The 15,583-nt window shown below is 59.9% G+C and carries 19 protein-coding genes; 8 read left to right on the top strand and 11 right to left on the bottom strand.

The annotated features are described in order from the left end of the window. Positions 1-74 precede the first annotated feature (74 nt). From DEH80_RS15950 to DEH80_RS15940, 3 genes are read left to right on the top strand one after another with little or no spacing between them, the layout of a single operon-like run. Positions 75-452, top strand: coding sequence for a PH domain-containing protein (locus DEH80_RS15950; protein ID WP_207774655.1), 378 nt, complete (start codon positions 75-77; stop codon positions 450-452). After that, on the top strand, positions 452-763 hold the full coding sequence (locus DEH80_RS15945) for a hypothetical protein (protein WP_109721519.1): 312 nt from the start codon (positions 452-454) through the stop codon (positions 761-763). The genes DEH80_RS15950 and DEH80_RS15945 overlap by 1 nt, the downstream gene beginning before the upstream one ends. Before the next feature lie 55 nt (positions 764-818). Beyond that, positions 819-1,277: a PaaI family thioesterase gene (locus DEH80_RS15940; protein WP_165831519.1), complete on the top strand. Its 459-nt coding sequence runs from the start codon at positions 819-821 to the stop codon at positions 1,275-1,277. 52 nt (positions 1,278-1,329) lie between these two features. On the opposite strand, the gene DEH80_RS15935 is transcribed toward DEH80_RS15940, so the two are convergent. Further along, positions 1,330-2,748, bottom strand: coding sequence for a sigma-54-dependent transcriptional regulator (locus tag DEH80_RS15935; RefSeq protein ID WP_109721517.1), 1,419 nt, complete (start codon positions 2,746-2,748; stop codon positions 1,330-1,332). Next, positions 2,748-3,089: an Hpt domain-containing protein gene (locus DEH80_RS15930; RefSeq protein WP_165831518.1), complete on the bottom strand. Its 342-nt coding sequence runs from the start codon at positions 3,087-3,089 to the stop codon at positions 2,748-2,750. Before DEH80_RS15930 ends, DEH80_RS15935 begins: the two co-directional genes overlap by 1 nt. A 691-nt stretch (positions 3,090-3,780) precedes the next feature. On the opposite strand from DEH80_RS15930, the gene DEH80_RS15925 reads away from it, so the two are divergent. Continuing rightward, on the top strand, positions 3,781-4,014 hold the full coding sequence (locus DEH80_RS15925) for a type II toxin-antitoxin system Phd/YefM family antitoxin (RefSeq protein WP_109721515.1): 234 nt from the start codon (positions 3,781-3,783) through the stop codon (positions 4,012-4,014). An 11-nt stretch (positions 4,015-4,025) separates the two neighbouring features. Beyond that, positions 4,026-4,394: a type II toxin-antitoxin system VapC family toxin gene (locus DEH80_RS15920; RefSeq protein WP_243412833.1), complete on the top strand. Its 369-nt coding sequence runs from the start codon at positions 4,026-4,028 to the stop codon at positions 4,392-4,394. Between the two features lie 165 nt (positions 4,395-4,559). On the opposite strand, the gene DEH80_RS15915 is transcribed toward DEH80_RS15920, so the two are convergent. Next, on the bottom strand, positions 4,560-5,375 hold the full coding sequence (locus DEH80_RS15915) for an IS3 family transposase (protein WP_109721513.1): 816 nt from the start codon (positions 5,373-5,375) through the stop codon (positions 4,560-4,562). Positions 5,376-5,377: 2 nt separating this feature from the next. Further along, a complete protein-coding gene (locus DEH80_RS15910; RefSeq protein ID WP_109721512.1) occupies positions 5,378-5,695 on the bottom strand; it encodes a DUF1153 domain-containing protein in 318 nt (105 codons plus the stop codon). 76 nt (positions 5,696-5,771) lie between these two features. Here DEH80_RS15910 and DEH80_RS15905 point away from each other — a divergent pair, with 76 nt between their 5' ends. After that, the gene (locus tag DEH80_RS15905; RefSeq protein ID WP_109721511.1) at positions 5,772-6,119 is read left to right on the top strand and encodes a BlaI/MecI/CopY family transcriptional regulator; all 348 of its coding nucleotides are present in this window, start codon (positions 5,772-5,774) and stop codon (positions 6,117-6,119) included. A 156-nt stretch (positions 6,120-6,275) separates the two neighbouring features. Here DEH80_RS15905 and DEH80_RS15900 read toward each other — a convergent pair whose 3' ends face one another. Genes DEH80_RS15900 through DEH80_RS15870 form a run of 7 tightly spaced genes read right to left on the bottom strand, consistent with a single transcriptional unit; the run spans position 6,276 to position 13,980 of the window. Then, the gene (locus tag DEH80_RS15900) at positions 6,276-6,605 is read right to left on the bottom strand and encodes a DUF3147 family protein (protein ID WP_109721510.1); all 330 of its coding nucleotides are present in this window, start codon (positions 6,603-6,605) and stop codon (positions 6,276-6,278) included. A gap of 11 nt (positions 6,606-6,616) precedes the next feature. Continuing rightward, complete coding sequence (locus tag DEH80_RS15895; RefSeq protein WP_109721509.1) at positions 6,617-7,150, bottom strand: hypothetical protein; 534 nt, start codon at positions 7,148-7,150, stop codon at positions 6,617-6,619. 53 nt (positions 7,151-7,203) lie between these two features. Continuing rightward, positions 7,204-7,893: a HupE/UreJ family protein gene (locus DEH80_RS15890; protein WP_243412832.1), complete on the bottom strand. Its 690-nt coding sequence runs from the start codon at positions 7,891-7,893 to the stop codon at positions 7,204-7,206. An 18-nt stretch (positions 7,894-7,911) separates the two neighbouring features. Continuing rightward, the gene (locus DEH80_RS15885) at positions 7,912-8,235 is read right to left on the bottom strand and encodes a hypothetical protein (RefSeq protein ID WP_109721507.1); all 324 of its coding nucleotides are present in this window, start codon (positions 8,233-8,235) and stop codon (positions 7,912-7,914) included. A 26-nt stretch (positions 8,236-8,261) separates the two neighbouring features. Continuing rightward, on the bottom strand, positions 8,262-11,414 hold the full coding sequence (locus tag DEH80_RS15880; protein ID WP_109721506.1) for an efflux RND transporter permease subunit: 3,153 nt from the start codon (positions 11,412-11,414) through the stop codon (positions 8,262-8,264). Between the two features lie 8 nt (positions 11,415-11,422). After that, complete coding sequence (locus DEH80_RS15875; RefSeq protein ID WP_109721505.1) at positions 11,423-12,703, bottom strand: efflux RND transporter periplasmic adaptor subunit; 1,281 nt, start codon at positions 12,701-12,703, stop codon at positions 11,423-11,425. Positions 12,704-12,711: 8 nt separating this feature from the next. Further along, a complete protein-coding gene (locus DEH80_RS15870) occupies positions 12,712-13,980 on the bottom strand; it encodes a TolC family protein (protein WP_109721504.1) in 1,269 nt (422 codons plus the stop codon). Between the two features lie 924 nt (positions 13,981-14,904). Here DEH80_RS15870 and DEH80_RS15860 point away from each other — a divergent pair. Both DEH80_RS15860 and DEH80_RS17840 read left to right on the top strand, forming a co-directional pair. Continuing rightward, positions 14,905-15,441, top strand: a complete 537-nt coding sequence (locus DEH80_RS15860; RefSeq protein ID WP_109721502.1) for a M48 family metallopeptidase — start codon at positions 14,905-14,907, stop codon at positions 15,439-15,441. Between the two features lie 42 nt (positions 15,442-15,483). Beyond that, positions 15,484-15,583 (top strand): helix-turn-helix domain-containing protein (locus DEH80_RS17840; protein ID WP_133249082.1); only part of this gene is annotated, 100 nt, incomplete at its 3' end.

Raw genomic sequence — 15,583 nt, 5'->3', positions numbered from 1 at the left:
CCGCAACCCGGCTCGCCTGCCACGGCCATTCAGGTCACAATCACCGGCCCCGATTCGCAGCAGAGATGCACCGCGTGACGCCCAGTTATTCCGAACATCCAGCCATGTTCCGCAACCACCCCTTCGGCTTTATCCTGGCCGTCCTGCTGATTCCGGTGGCCATCGGCATCCTGATCCTGATGTGGTGGTATCTGAAATGTCGCTCGACCAAGCTGGAGTTCGTGGGCCGTGATGTGGTTCTGGAACGCGGGCTGCTGAGCAAGAACCGCACAGAACTCAGCGCCGAGTCGGTCCGTACCGTCAACGTTTATCAATCCCTGCTGGATCGGATGCTGGGTGTCGGCCGGCTGTCCATCTACACCGCCGGAGACGAGCCGGAGATCGAGGTGCTCGGCATCCCGCGTCCGCATGACTTCAGGGATTTGATCAAGCAGCAACAAGCCGCCACATGATGGGCGAGACCGAGCGGCGGGATCGGCGGGAGGCCTGGCGATTTGCCGCCGGGATTGCCGTGGTGCTTGTCATCGCCGGGGCCGGTTTGTTGTTCGCCCTGCCCTGGCTGGCGGATCTCAATGCCCAGCATCTGGCCCCCGGGCTGGGCCTCAAGTCAGCCGCCATCGCAGCATTTGTCGCCAGTTTTGTGATTTTCGTTGTCTTCGCCCTGGTCGCAGGAGACGGGCTCATCGGAGAATTGCAATTCATGCTGCTCGGATTCTTCGCGTTCTTCGTTGTGCTCTGGCTGCTGATCGCCTGGATTTTTTAAGGAAGCGCTGATCTAACATCGCTGCCTACGCTGAGAAGAAACCGGACTGCCCGCCGTGGATCTGAAGACCGTCTTTGCCAAGCTCAAGTCGCTAGGTGGCCTGTTTGCCACCTTGGGCCTGACCCTGCACACCACCGAACACGGCCCGTCGACCCAGATGACGGTGACCCCTGAGCTCCAGGGCGGCCCCGGCGTGGCGCACGGCGGAGCCCTCATGGCCCTGTTGGACACCGCCCTCGGCATGCAGGCCATGGAGGTTGCGCTCCAGCGCGGTAGTGCGGCCAGCACCGTCGAGATGAAGGTCAACTTTCTTCGTCCTGCAGCCGTCGGCACGTCGCTGTACACGCGCACGCAGGTGCAGTCCGAAGGCAAGTCGTTACTCGTCGTAACGGGGACCGCGTTTGACCGCGACAGCGACGCGCCCGTCGCATTTGCCGTGGGCACCTTCAATGTCTACAAGCCGGCGCGGCCCGCCGCCCAGCAGACCCCAGAGGCGCCCCGCCAGCCGGATTGATGCGCGGCACAGGTCCCGCATCAGGCAGGCGGATTAATCGGGACCGGGTGCTTCAGGCCACTGGCGGCTGCCCCCACTGCTTGATCTTTCGATAAACCGTCGATGGACTGACCCCCAGATACGATGCCGCCACGGTCACGTTGCCGTCGCATTGCGCTAATGCCTGTTCGATCACGCGTTTCTCCACCTGCCAGAGCGGCTCGATCGCGGGTGGGCCCGGCGGCGCCAACGACACACCGGAGGCCATCGCCTGCGGCGCGGTCGGCTCGGGGGCTGGGCTCGCAGTCGAGCGCAGCAAGGCTGCCGGCAACATGTCTGCAGAGACTTCGGGGCCCGACTGCAGCAACACGATGTTGTAGATCACGTTGTACAGCTGCCTCACATTGCCGGGCCAGTCGTAGCCCGTCAGCAACGATTGGACCTCGGGCGCCAAGCGCTTAACCGGCCGCCCCTCGCGTTCGGACAGCCGCCGGAGGAAATGGTCGGCAATGCTCCGCACATCCTCGCCACGATCACGCAGCGGTGGCATTTCGATGGGAATGACATTGAGTCGGTAGTAGAGGTCCTCTCTGAAACGCCCCTCGGCAATTTGTTGAATCGGGTCGCGATTGGTCGCGCAGACCACACGGACATCCACGGCGCGATCCCGCGTCGCACCCACGGGCTGAATACGGCCTGTCTGCAAAAACCGCAGCAGTTTGACCTGAAGATCGGTGTCCATCTCGCCGATCTCGTCGAGAAACAGCGTGCCGCCATCTGCCTGCTCGGCAGCGCCCACACGGTCCCGTGTTGCGCCACTGAATGCACCTTTCTGATGGCCGAAAATCTCGCTTTCGAACAGTTCTCTGGGAATGGCACCGCAGTTCACAGCGATCATGGGGCCACCCGCGCGGTCGCTGCGCTCATGGATGGCCTGGGCGCATAACTCCTTGCCCGTCCCCGACTCTCCGGTGATGAACACGGGAGCGCGGCTGGCTGCGGCGCTATCGATAATCCGGTAGACCACCTGCATCGGTAGCGAGCGTCCAACAAAGCCAGCGTACCCGTCACGCTCGATTTCTTCACGGATAACACGGACCTGCTCTCGCAGCGCCGCCTGATCCATGACATTGCGTAAGGTGATCTCCAGGCGTTCGGCGGTAAACGGCTTTTCCAGAAAATCCGCAGCGCCCAGACGCATCGCCTTGACCGCATGCTCGACGGAGCCATGCGCCGTAATGACGATGCGTGGGAACGCCGCGGTGTCGGACTGCAATTGCGCCAACACTTCAGTGCCGTGCACATCCGGCAGCTGCAAATCCAGCAGCATCAAATCGGGCGGCTGATCGCGAGCCGCCGCCAGTCCCTCATGTCCCAGCTTGCACCACTGCACCTCGAAGCCCAGGCGACGTAGATAGCCTTGATAAACCAGGGCCAACGACGGGGTGTCCTCGATCAGCAGCGCTCGCTGCGTTTTGCGGGCCGGCTCCATTAGCGCCCTCCAGCGTCGAGCTCAGCGGTCACAGCCGCCATGGTGTCGACCAGCACCGCCTGCAACCGCTGCAGATCGGCCACCGGCACCGGCTCGCCGGACTGCGCTCGCGATTCGATATCCGCCGCCAGCTCTCGCAACAAGGTCGCGCCAAAGGTCGCCGATGAGCTCTTGATGACATGGGCCTGTTTGGCCAGCCGCGCCGAGTCAAGCGCCACCGGCGTCAGCTCGTCGGCCACCTGACTCAACTCCTCATGAAACAGCGCAAGCGCCTGTTGCAGCCCCTCCTCGCCGATGTCTGTCGCCAAGCGACGCAGGACGTTCGATTCCAAGGGAAGCACTGAGTTATCCGCGCCGCCAAGTTGCTGCCTGCAAACAGGCCAGGCAAAGCGCGAGGAGCGAAGTTTGGTCATTCCAAATGAACGACGAGCAACGCCGTCTGGCCTGTTTGCAGGCGCAATCCAGACGGAACGGGCCGGTTTTCCCGCGATCCTGCGTTGTCGTTCGCTGACTTGGAATGACCAAGCGGCACTCACTCCGCCTGGGCTCGCGGGAAAACCGGCTCCGTCTTGGTGGCGCGGATAACTCAGTGCTTCCCAAGCAGATCATGCAGCCTCCAAGCGTCCAACACCGAACAGGGTTTGCACCCTCATCACGAGCCGATTCTTTTCGTACCGCGACGCATATTGCGAATTCTATTTTGCATATTGCAAATATTTGCGACATCCCATCCGGGAAATGTTCCTTATTAATTAAGGCTGTCTTTTTTTAATAAAGTTTGTCCAGCTTCAAAGCTGTGGAAACAAAACTCGACGAACGGCGTCATTGCTCGTTGAGGACCCGCTCGGCAGAGAGTACTCGTACTCACTACCTTAAAGTGAAGTCCTGACTTGGACCGCTTCGTGCCAAACGCGGTCACTCGCGATGGTATTACTTCGGGGCTGCTATCGACAGGCAGCGGCCCTCGGCGCCCGCTTGACTGACCCGACCAAATCGCCTAGGTTAGCTAACCTTAGCTAGGGGCATTTAGCAATGAAACAAGTCAACATGCATGAGGCCAAGTCGCAGCTTTCAAAGCTCGGAGAAATGGCCTGGAATGGCGAGAAGATCGTTATCGCCAAAGCCGGCAAGCCATATCTTGACCTCGTTCCCCACAAGCACGAACGCACCGAACGCAAGCCAGGTCGACTCAAAGGCCAAATCGAAATGGCTCCAGATTTTGACGCAACGCCTCGGGATGTCATCGACAGCTTTGAGGCAGGGTAACGATGGCTTTCATGCTCGATACACACACGTTCTTGTGGTGGCTGGCCGATGACTCACGGCTCCCCACAGGTGTACGAGACCGGATCAAAGCACCAGAAAACCAGGTTTTCGTCAGCGCGGCTACAGGCTGGGAAATTTCGATCAAGAAGGCACTAGGGAAGCTGGAGGCGCCAGACGAAATTGCGTCACTGTTAGACGAGGAAGGCTTCCAGGAAATGCCGATCAGCTTTGTTCACGGCCAAATGGCTGGCCACCTTCCATCCATTCACCGCGACCCTTTTGACAGGATGCTCGTGGCACAGTGCCAAGCGCATGGCCTAACTTTGCTCACGCGAGACGAAAACATTCCTCGCTACGAGGTAGCGACCTTTTGGGCTTAGGCACGGTCCGCTGTAGCCACAGTCCAGAGTGTCATCTACCAACCTCAAGGACCGCTTTGGGCTGGCTGCGGCCTTGGATCACCGCCCGCCGGCAGGTGGGTGCCAAGAGCTGCCATTCAGAGGTAGTTCGTTCGAGGTGTAATGACCCAGCATTTCCTGCACAGGTCAGGCTGCTAAAGCAAAGGCTTCAGCGGGTGTCTTCATGCCAAGCGCCTGGTGGGGGCGTTTCGCGTTGTAGAAGGTGATCCAATCTGCAATTACGCGTTTGGCGTGCTGGATGGTTTCGAATCGATGTCGATGCACACATTGCTCCTTGAGCGTGCGGATCAGACGTTCGACCATGCCGTTTTGCTGCGGGGTGTGCGGGGTGATGAATTCCTGGCGGATGCCGTAGCTGCGCACCAGTGCGCGGTAGCTGCGTGAGGTGAAGACCAGACCGTTGTCGCTACGGAGCAGGATGTCGTCTTTTGCGATGCCCAATGAGCCATATCGGCTGATCAATGCCTGTTCCAAGGCGGCTTCAGCGGTTCTGGCCTTGCCGCTTTTGGACAAGTGCCAGCCCAACAACTCTCGCGTGCAGCAGTCCATCAGAACCGCCAAGGAGCACCAACCGTGTTGGCCGCACCAGACGCGACACAGATCAGTCGCCCAGCGCTCATTGGGGTGGTCGGCCACCGATGGCAAGGCCTGGATACGTGGCCGCTGGCCCACAGCTCGCTTCCTGACTTGCCAGCCGCGGATCTGAAAGATCCTTTGGACGGTGTTTTTATTGCAGCCAAGCAAGTGGGCCACCGTGCGGTATCCGAAGGACGGCTCTGCTTCGATTAGCGCCTTGATGGGGACTTCAAAGTGAGCCTGCACCTTGGGTGGCGATTGGGTGGGTTTGTAGTAGAACGACCGCCGAGGCACGCCAAACCGACGGCACAACTTGCTGACCGAGACTTCGTAGCCGTCGTCCATGAGTCCCTGCTGGAGACCCATGATCAGGTCTCGTCCTCGCCCAGCAGGGACTGGAATTTCTTTCTTGCGCGCAGCTCCAGCATCGCTTCGCCGTAGGCTTCCTGGAGATCTCGCAACTGCCGCTCGTACTGCTCGCGAATATCCTGCGGCTTGGCTTTCAGGGCGTTCTCCATCCCTTTGCGGGCCTGATCAACCCACTCCTCAACTTCAGCTGGTGTGAGGTCATAGTTCCGGCTGGCTTCAGATACAGTGGTCTTGCCCTGCAGAATCTCGGTAACCAGAACGGCCTTACGCTTGGCCGTCCAACGCTTGATCTCTTCATCCACGATCGTCGTGCTCATGTGTGCTTCCTCTGGGTAGTATCACCTGAGCAGAAAATCACTGGGTCATTACATGAACGACCTAATCGGTGAATGAATGATGAACTCGAAAAAACTTGTCGACATTCGTCTACCGCTCGGCGAGCTTGAAATTGCAGTTTTGAATGTGTTGTGGGCGGCTGGAGAATCCGATGCTCGTGCGGTGCATGAACGAATGAACCAAGATCGAAAACGCTCTCTGAACACCATCCTGTCGACGTTGAGCCGACTCCACAACAAGCGAGCTTTACGGCGATGGAAACACGGTCGTGCTTTCCGGTATTCACCTATTTTGGGTCGGGAGGAGTTTTTTCTTGCCGTTCTCCGCTCGATAGCGATCAGCCTCGGCGATACGAAATTTATTGCACTACGCAAAGCGCTGCTGTTGTTCTGCGAAGAAGAATGATCGCAACTTCGAGCGACTAACCGATGACAATGGGACGGCGCGGTGAAGCATCCAGCTACTCATGAATCGTGCACGCCCTACAATTGCACAGACCGCCTTTTGGGCCACACGTGCCACGTCGCCTTTTGGCGCGCATTGCATAGACTGCGCCCCACCTCAGCGAACCCAAACCAGCAAGCCGTAAAGCGACGCGGTCAGCGCGCTCGCCAGCGCCAGCGCGGACCAATAGCCAACCCCGCGGTCAATCAGTACAGGCAGCACAATGAAGAGCGCTAGGGACGGCAGTACCAAGAAAAACACGTCCTTCGACATGCTCGCCACGCGTCTCGCATCACCAGTTTCCACGTATAACCATGACATCGCCAACACCGACACCAGTGGCAGCGAGACGATCAATGCACCAAGCAATGTGCTGCGCTTCGCCAGTTCGGAAGCGAGCACAATCACCCCGGCAGACAGCAGTACCTTGATTGCGAGATAGAGCAAGGATAGGCCGCCTATGGCCGATAGACTTTTTCGAAGAAGCCGCTCAGTTGCACGTTGATCGTGACCGGGCCGCTATTCGGGTTTTTCCAGTACCAACCATGAGTGCCGTCGAACGGCGCGATCAGAAGCCCTGAAGATGCTGATCGGGATCGCTCGCGCCAGTAGCTTTCAAAGTCGTCCGCATCGCCGGGTGGCTCGCCGTGCATGTCGAAATGGACAGGCTCGGAAGCGTTCCAACTGAATACAAAGCTCTGTCCTTGAGCCATCAGAGCCTTGATCTCGACACCTTCGCCTGGGGCGAGCGTCAAGGTGCGCTGCTCTGTTGCGTAGGCCGCAGCCTCGGCAACCACTGAGGGCATGTCCGCGCCCGACGTGCCCGAGCGTCCATCCGGCACTAGGTCTGCTGGGCCGTCTGAAGCCTGACTCAGTGCGGTCAGCCCCAAGGCCTGACCAAGGCCCGTGGGGTCCCGCCCGAACTCCGCAGGCAGTACGGCGATGACCAGGATCACCAGGGCGACCAGTGCCGCCCCGACCGTGCTGATCATCAATTTTCGTCCTGAAATCTCAGGCGATGTTGTACTTGTCGACATAAATACTCCTAGTGGCCAATCATGAATCCGACCATCTGGTAGCCGGTCAAGAGGAAGCCCGCGCACATCAGCGCAACGTTTGCTGCGAATGCATGGCGATTGAAACTCTGGCGTTGCCGCCAAGCAGTCATCACGATGAGGATGAGGCCCAGGGCCAGCAACTGGCCGACTTCAACGCCAATGTTGAACGCAATCATGTTCGGAATCAGCCCATCCTCGGATAGCGACAGATCCTGCAGTTTGGTCGCCAAACCGAACCCGTGGACCAGCCCGAACAACAGCACAGCCCAGCGGGTGTTGGGCTGAAAGCCGAAACACTTCCGAAAACCGCCGATGTTGTCGAAGCCCTTGTAGACCACTGATAGGCCGATGATGGCGTCGACAATGTACGGGTTGATGTGAGCGCCGCTCAGCACCCCAAACAGCAGCGTCACGCTGTGTCCAATTGAAAACAGCGTGACGTACAAGGCCACATCGCGTGCCCGATACAGAAAGAAAATCACGCCGAGCAAGAACAACAGATGGTCGTAGCCGGTGACCATGTGCTTGGCACCCAGGTACAGAAACGGGATCAGATGCGTGCCGGTGCTGGACTCGAGAAAGCCCTGATCGCCGCCCGAGACACCGTGTGCAAAAGCGGTAACGGAAAAGCACGCCAGGAGCGCGACGAGCGCCGTGGCGGTACTTTGAATTGACAATGGTTGTTTCCGCATCTGCTAGCTCGATGATTCAGGTTCGTTGGGTTCGCCCGGCATAGTCTGCGGATTCTGACGGCACGGCTTTGCGGGCTTGCTCGCCGCGCTCGGCGAATTCCCAGCCTCACCGCCGGGGTCAGTTGCATTCTTGCCCGCGTCGCTGCTGGCCCTGTCGGCACCCGGGCGCTGACCCGCCTCATCCCGCGTTGTGGGCTCGCAATCAGTCGTGTCCTCCTCGACGGCGGGGGCAGGAACAATGGGGACGTAGTCGTCAAATCCATGGTTGCCATGCGCCAGGGCGCCGGTGCTGACCAGCAAAAGCGTTGCGAAAGTGATGTTCTTCATTGGGATTCTCCGTATGTTGAGATTGTTCACGACGCTGAGGTCGCGAGATCTTGAGTGGCCGTTTCAGGTTTGGCTGCGGCTTTGGCAGCCAGCATTCTGTAAAGCCCGGGAAGGACGAGTAGCGTGAGCAGCGTCGAGGAAAAGATGCCGCCGATGACAACAGTCGCCAGTGGCCGCTGCACCTCACTGCCTATCCCGGTGTTGAAGGCCATGGGCACGAAGCCCAGCCCGGCAACCAGGGCGGTCATCAGCACTGGCCGCAGGCGCGTCATCGCGCCTTCGATGATCGCGTCATCCAGGCTGCGGCCGTGTGCCCGCAGATCCCGGATAAAGCTGACCATGACCAGGCCGTTGAGCACGGCGATGCCAGACAGGGCAATAAAGCCAACGGCAGCCGAGATTGACAGCGGGATGCCGCGCATCCAAAGCGCCAGAATCCCGCCGGTCAGCGCCAGGGGAACGCCGCTGAAGATGACGAGGGCATCACGCACGGAACCCAGCGCCATCAGCAGCAGGCCCATGATCAGGAGTAGCGTGACCGGCACAACAATGGCCAGCCGCTTGGCGGCGGACTCCAACTGCTCAAACGTGCCACCGTAATCGACCCAGTACCCCGCCGGAATCTCGACGGAGTCCGCCACCGCGGCCTGTACGTCAGCGACGAATGAACCCAAATCACGGCCCCGGACATTGGCAGTCACGATCACATGACGCTTGCCGTTCTCACGTTTGATCTGGTTCAGGCCAAGTGCGAGTTCGAAGTCGACGATCTCGGACAGTGGGGTAAACCCACCCCCAGGTAGCGCCACGGGCAGGTTGGCGAGGGCATCCGTGTCCGCTCGTGTGGTCTCTGCCATGCGCACGACGATGGCGTGGCGGCGATCGCCGTCGTAGAACACGCCTGCCTCAGATCCGCCGACAGCCGTTGCCACCACATCTTGAACGTCGTCGATGCTCAGACCAAGGCGTGAAAGGCGTTCCAGGCGCGGATGCACTGTCAGCACCGGTAGACCAGTGGCTTGCTCGACCTGGATGTCGACTGCACCGGGCACTGTGCCCAGGGTCTCTTCCATGGCATCGCCAAGCTCGACCAGGGTGTCGAAATCGTCGCCGAAGATCTTGATTGCGAGTTCGGCGCGCACCCCGGCGATCAGCTCGTTGAAGCGCATCTGGATTGGCTGCAAGAACTCGTAGCGGTTGCCTGGTATTGGCGTGACCGCTGCCTCCAGATCAGCCACAACCTGCGCCTTGGGCTTGCCTGGGTCGGGCCACTCACTGCGCGGTTTGAGCATGATGAAGTTATCCGCCACGCTCGGCGGCACCGCATCGGTCGCGACGTCTGCGGTGCCGATCTTGGCGAAGACACGCTCGACCTCCGGCAGTTCCTTGATGCGATTCTCGAGCTGCTCCTGTAGCGAAACCGCCTGCGACAGCGAGGTGCCTGGGATGCGCAGCGCATGCATGGCGATGTCGCCTTCGTCCAGGTTGGGCAGGAACTCGCTGCCCATCCGAGTGGCCAGACCGATGCACGCGACCACCAGAATGGCAGCCGCCGGCACCAGGATGTACCGGCCTTTCAACGCGAACCGCAGCAGCGGCGCATAGGCCACCTTGGCACCGTGCATGATGGGATTGCGCCCTTCCTTGACCGGCTTGCGGAACAGCAAGGCTACGCAAGCCGGGACGAACGTCAGCGAGAGGATCATGGCGCTGACGAGTGCGATCACCACCGTGAAGGCCATCGGGTGGAACATCTTGCCCTCAACGCCCGTCAGGCTGAAGATCGGCAGGTACACAGCGGTAATGATGAACACGCCAAACAAGGCTGGCCGAATGACTTCGCGGGTCGCCTCGATGACCAGGTCCAATCGCTCTGACAGCGGCAGTCGTTCAGATCGTTCTTCCGATGCCACCGACAGACGCCGCATGCAGTTCTCGACAATAATCACTGCGCCATCGACGATCAGACCAAAGTCCAGCGCACCCAGGCTCATCAGATTGGCGCTGACCTGATTCTCGACCATGCCGGTGATCGTCATCAGCATCGCGGCCGGAATAACGGCCGCCGTCAGCAGGGCCGCGCGGATGTTGCCGAGCAACAAGAACAGCACAACCACAACCAGCAAGGCCCCTTCCAGCAGGTTCTTCTGCACGGTCTTCAGGGTCTGGTTGACCAGGTTCGTGCGGTTGTAGGCCGTCGCGACTTCAATGCCTTCGGGCAAGCTCTCCTTGACGACTTCCAGGCGTTCAGCAACCGCTTGAGCAACCTCTCGACTGTTCTCGCCAATCAGCATGAAGACCGTGCTCAGCACCACTTCACGCCCGTTTTGCGTAGCCGCACCGCTGCGCAGTTCGGCACCGACTGATACCGACGCAACATCGCCCAGATGAACCGGCACGCCGTCGGACTGGCTGACGACGATGCGTTCAAGGGCCTCCATGTCTGTTGCCTGGCCCGGCACGCGCACGAGCTGTTGGGCACCATTGCGTTCAATGAATCCCGCACCTCGGTTGCTGTTGTTGGCGGCAATCTTCTCCAGCAGCATGTCGAAGGTCAGCCCATGGGCCAGCAGCATCGCGGGATCTGGGGCCACCACGATTTGCTTGTTCTGACCGCCAATCGGGTTGACCTCCACCACCCCAGGCACCCGCAGCAATTGCGGGCGGATGATCCAGTCGTGCACCGAACGCAAGTCCGTCGGCGTCACCGGTGAGCCGTCGGGCATGGTCGCCTCCGGGGCGGCATCAACGGTGAACATGAAGATCTCGCCCAAACCGGTTGCGGTTGGTCCCAGCGCGGGTTCGATGCCGGGCGGCAATTGCGCTTGCGCCGCTGTTAGACGCTCAGTGACCTGCTGCCTGGCAAAGTAGATGTCAGTGCCTTCATTGAAGACAACGGTGATCTGCGACAGCCCGTAGCGAGAAATCGAGCGCGTGTAGTCCAGGCTGGGCAAGCCTGACATGGCGGTTTCGAGTGGGAAACTGATGCGCTGTTCGACCTCCAGTGGCGTATACCCCGTTGCTTCGGTGAGCACGATCACCTGAACATTGGTGATGTCCGGCACGGCGTCGATCGTCAAGCGGTTGAAGTTGTAAATGCCCAGGCCGGCAACAGCCAGGACAATCGCGAGGATCACGATGCGTTGGTGCACCGAGAATCTGATGATTGAGTCAAGCATGGCGGCCTCTAGTGGTCGTGTGATGCGCCGGACTTTTCGATGTCGGCCTTGATCAGAAAACTGTTCTCGGTCACGTACCGCGTTCCGGGTGCGAGACCACCCAGGACCTCGATCCAGTCACCGTGCGCTTGTCCCAGATCGAGCATGCGGACTTCGTAGGTTTCATCGACCAGTGCGTACACCACTGTGAAATCACGAAAGGCCTGCAATCCGCTGCGCTTGACCGCCAATGGCACGGCGTGTTCGGCAACCATCACGCGTGCGGTGACTTGCGTGCCGGGTGCGAATTGGCCATCCGCGTTGTCGATCAATACGCGCGCGGTCACGGCTTGGTTCGGACCGCTCATTACGCCAATGTCCGTGACTTGGCCTCGAGCTGTGGCCGGACTGCTGGCGCTGGTCACTGTGACCGCAGCACCCACCTTGATTTGGCCACGCTGCGCCGGAAACACGGCGAGGTTGGCAACAACTTGACGGGCATCGACGATTGCAAACAAGGTTCGTTGCCCGCTGTGTTCCCCGACCGTTGCAGACTGCTGAGAGATCGTCCCGTCGATGGGTGCGGTGATCGTGTATCGACGCAGGCTGTCGTCGCTTTCAATCACCGCAAGCGCTTGCCCGCGGCGGACGGTTTGTCCAAGTGCGGCCGACACCGAGCGAATGACGCCGGGGAATCGGGCGGCCACTTGCGCATGACCATCTGGCCGAGCCACGATCTGGCCGTACAGCGGAACGGTTTCAATGAGTGTCTGTGGGCCGGCAGTTTCCGTACGCACGCCTGCGGTCGCCGCAATCTCGGCTGGGATGGTGGTGCGACCTTCGTAGCTATCGAATGCCCAGTCGTACCGTTTCCCGCCGTACTTTGCCTCCACGACGACCCGGAACGAGTGTGGCTCGGTGACGACGCCGTCTCCGAGCAAATAGTCACCCTTTGGCGAGAAATCAAAGCGGTCGACCACATCGCCAAGGCGCTCCAACTTCACCACCAGTTCCACTTCATCCAGCGGCACTGCTTCGCCCTCCTGCGTCGGCCAAGCGTGGTACTCGGGCGGTACGCCCGTTTCAAAAATGTCCAGTTCAATGGCAAAACCGTTGCTGCGCAGCATGCGGCCGCCATTCGGGCCTTTCTCAGGTTCGTCTGCCGCGGAGGCGTCGTGCGCGGTCTGGGCAGCAGGATTGTGCGCAGAATCCGTCGGGCCACAGGCGACGAGGCCGAGCGCGGAGATTGATAGCGCAAAAAACGCCAGGTGGGTCGCACGCATGCGACCGAGAATGTTTAGAAAATTCATGTGTGGTCTCACTGTGCGGTTTGAGCGGGGTTCAGCAGCCCTTGGCTGCCCCCGACCAAACGGTCAATTTCGATCGCGAAGCGGTGTGCATTGGTGGCGGCTTCGATCAGTTGCTCGCGAGCAGCGAGCACATCGCTTCGCGCCAATTGCAGTTCGCGATAGCCGTAGCGGCCTCGCTGGTAGGCACGCCGCGTTGCCTCGAGGGCGCGCTGCGAATCCGGTATCACGCTGGCTTGCAAGGTCTCGACGACGTGATGGGCGTGGCGAAGTTCCTGCAACCAGGCAAACAGTTGCGTGCGGATCTGCACATTGGCTGCATTGCGGTCAGTCTCGACCTGAGACACCCGGGCTTCGCTCGCCGCAATGTTCCCGCTGTTCCGGTCGCGGAAGGACAAGGGAATGGTCAGACTGGCAACGCCAGCCACGTCATCGCCGCGGGCAAAGTGCCGCACGCCGGCCGAAACCGTCCAACTTGGCTTTGCGCGTTCCTGCTGCAGCCGGAGTTCTGCGAGCCGAATGTCCTGCAGAGAATTGAACCGAAGTAGGTCCGGGTTCTCGCTAACGCGTTGCTCGAGCTGGTCTAGCGGCGCGGTATCAGGCAAGGCCAACAGGTCACCGGCAGCCTCCAGGGCATCCACCATTCCGGTTTCGCCCCATTGCGCTGCAAGGCGTCTGCGGCTGGTCAGCAATTCGTGTTCTGCGTCCTCGGCGACCAGGCGTGCTCGGGCCAAGTCAGCACGTGCCCGCAAAACCTCCGCGTCTGGAGCTTTTGCGGTGCGAACACGATCATTCGCAGCGGACTCTGCCGCATCTGCAAGGCTGACCGCCTCATTCGCAAGCGCGAGCTTTGCTTGCAGACCCAACACTTCGACAAACCGTCGCGCGGTTTCTGCCGCAACATCCAAGCGCTCAGCCCGCTGCTCGGTGCCAAAGGCATCGTAACGCGCGTCAGCAACAGCAACGCGGCGCACCCGTAGGCCACGCTCGAGTACCTGACTGAGGCTGAGCGTTGTTTGCAAGTCGTCCAGAGCCTGCCGTTGTCCGGTGCCAAAGGCGTCTTCGGCACTGATGGTCAGTTCCGGATTCGGTATCAGCCCGGCTTGCCGCGATTCTGCGGCAAGTGCCCGTTCATCGAATTGCAGGCTGGATAGAGAGGGGTTGGAAGCCAGTGCCCTGTCAACGGCAGTTTCCAAACTCAGTTGATTTGCCACCGCATTTGCAGATAGCGGCAGCAGAAGCGCAGCCAGTAAAATCTGGCGCGCAGCATGAATAGACATGGTTGTCTCCGTGAAGATAGCTCCTGACAGGAGCAAGTTGGTCAGCGCACAAGCGCCGACCAGCGATTCAGGTCACGGAAAACACAGGCGGCCCGCGCAGTGGGGGCCAGAAGAAGTGGTCGCTCGATGCTAGCTGGGCGAAGTCAGGCGGCCGCAACACATGCGATCGCTGCTCCGGTGCTAAGCCTGCCGGCGGCTCTCGAGCGATGGCTGCGCAGATCTCAATGTCATCAACATCGGGGGCGACAGACCGATCACGTGACGGGATCGCCGCATTCGAGATGTCGAGATGCTGGCTACTGTCTTCGGCACTAACACCGTCCCAGAAGCCATGAGGATCTGCATCCAACTCAAAGTGGTGTGCGTGAGAGTGAGTCTCTTCGTGATCATCCAGATCGACGTGCGCATGCACGCTCGATAGCTGCATCGCTGCCAGTGCCAAGCACAGCAACACTCGTACAGTATTGGATGTCGAAGAAAGCGATCTCACAGCCAGAGGATAGCCTTCGGGCAAACTACTAGTAAAGGCCATGCATCAGGCTGGCGCGAAGAATCCAATGTGCCACGGCTAGGTGTCCGTTTCGGATCGACCGGATAGGTCTTGAAGTGACAGGTCATTCCGCAGCCGAAATGTCTCCGTTCGAGAACACTTTGCTAGCTGGTGAACCGAGCATCCCCTATCGCCAGTCACGTCACTCAGATTTCAGCAGCCCCGCATTCACAGCAGACCAGCCGACAACTGTAGTCGTGAATTTCGCTTTGACGGTAATGACAGCCGGGGTTCTCTACCCTGCGATATGGAGGGGTGTTTGCTCAGAGTTGTGGCGGCATTGGTCAATGACGCTGGTGACACTGTAAATAACTTGCGGCGATAGCGTTGCATTTAGTGGCTATATGTAGGGTACCGAGCGCAAGACCACGGATATCGTCATCGAGCGGGATGGCCGTGTGGCAGTGCGGCCGCCGGCGCACTTCTCTCCGGAACAAGTCGATGCCGTCGTCCACAGCAAACGGATGTGGATCTATCGGAGCCTGGCAGAGTGGCGCGACCTGAATGCCAGCGCGATTGCGCGCGAGTGGGTCAGCGGTGAGACGTTCTTGTATCTAGGCCGCTCGCACAAGCTGGAACTGGTCAAAGACCAACACGCCGACCTGCTGCTGAGCAACGGGCGCTTCTGCCTGCGCCGCGACGTGATCGACCAAAGCGGCAGCGCAACAGCCAAAGCGGCCTTCGAGCGCTTCTACACCGCGAAGGGTGAGCAGCGGTTTCAAGATAGGGTTCGAGCATTCGCTCCGAAAGTCGGCGTCGAGCCCGGCCCTATCCGCGTCAAGGAAATGGGTTTCCGCTGGGCCAGCGCCAGCAAATCAGGGGCACTGAATTTCCACTGGAAATGCATGATGGCCCCGGCCAATGTCATCGACTACATCGTTGTCCATGAGCTCTGCCACCTGCATGCGTAGGCTCAGGAAACAAGTGCAACACTATCCAAAAAGAGTGTTGCCATGTCATCCAGCTACCATCACCTGAGTCCAGAAGAGCGTGCGACCATCATGATTCAGCACGGCCAGGGCGCCACGCTTAGTTCGATCGCACGCCTGTTAG

Origin of the sequence: Abyssibacter profundi (assembly GCF_003151135.1) — a bacterium.
Classification (GTDB): Bacteria; Pseudomonadota; Gammaproteobacteria; order Nevskiales; family OUC007; genus Abyssibacter; species Abyssibacter profundi.
The sequence above is the reverse complement of the archived record's forward strand: the minus strand, read 5'-3'. Positions and strand labels throughout refer to the sequence as shown.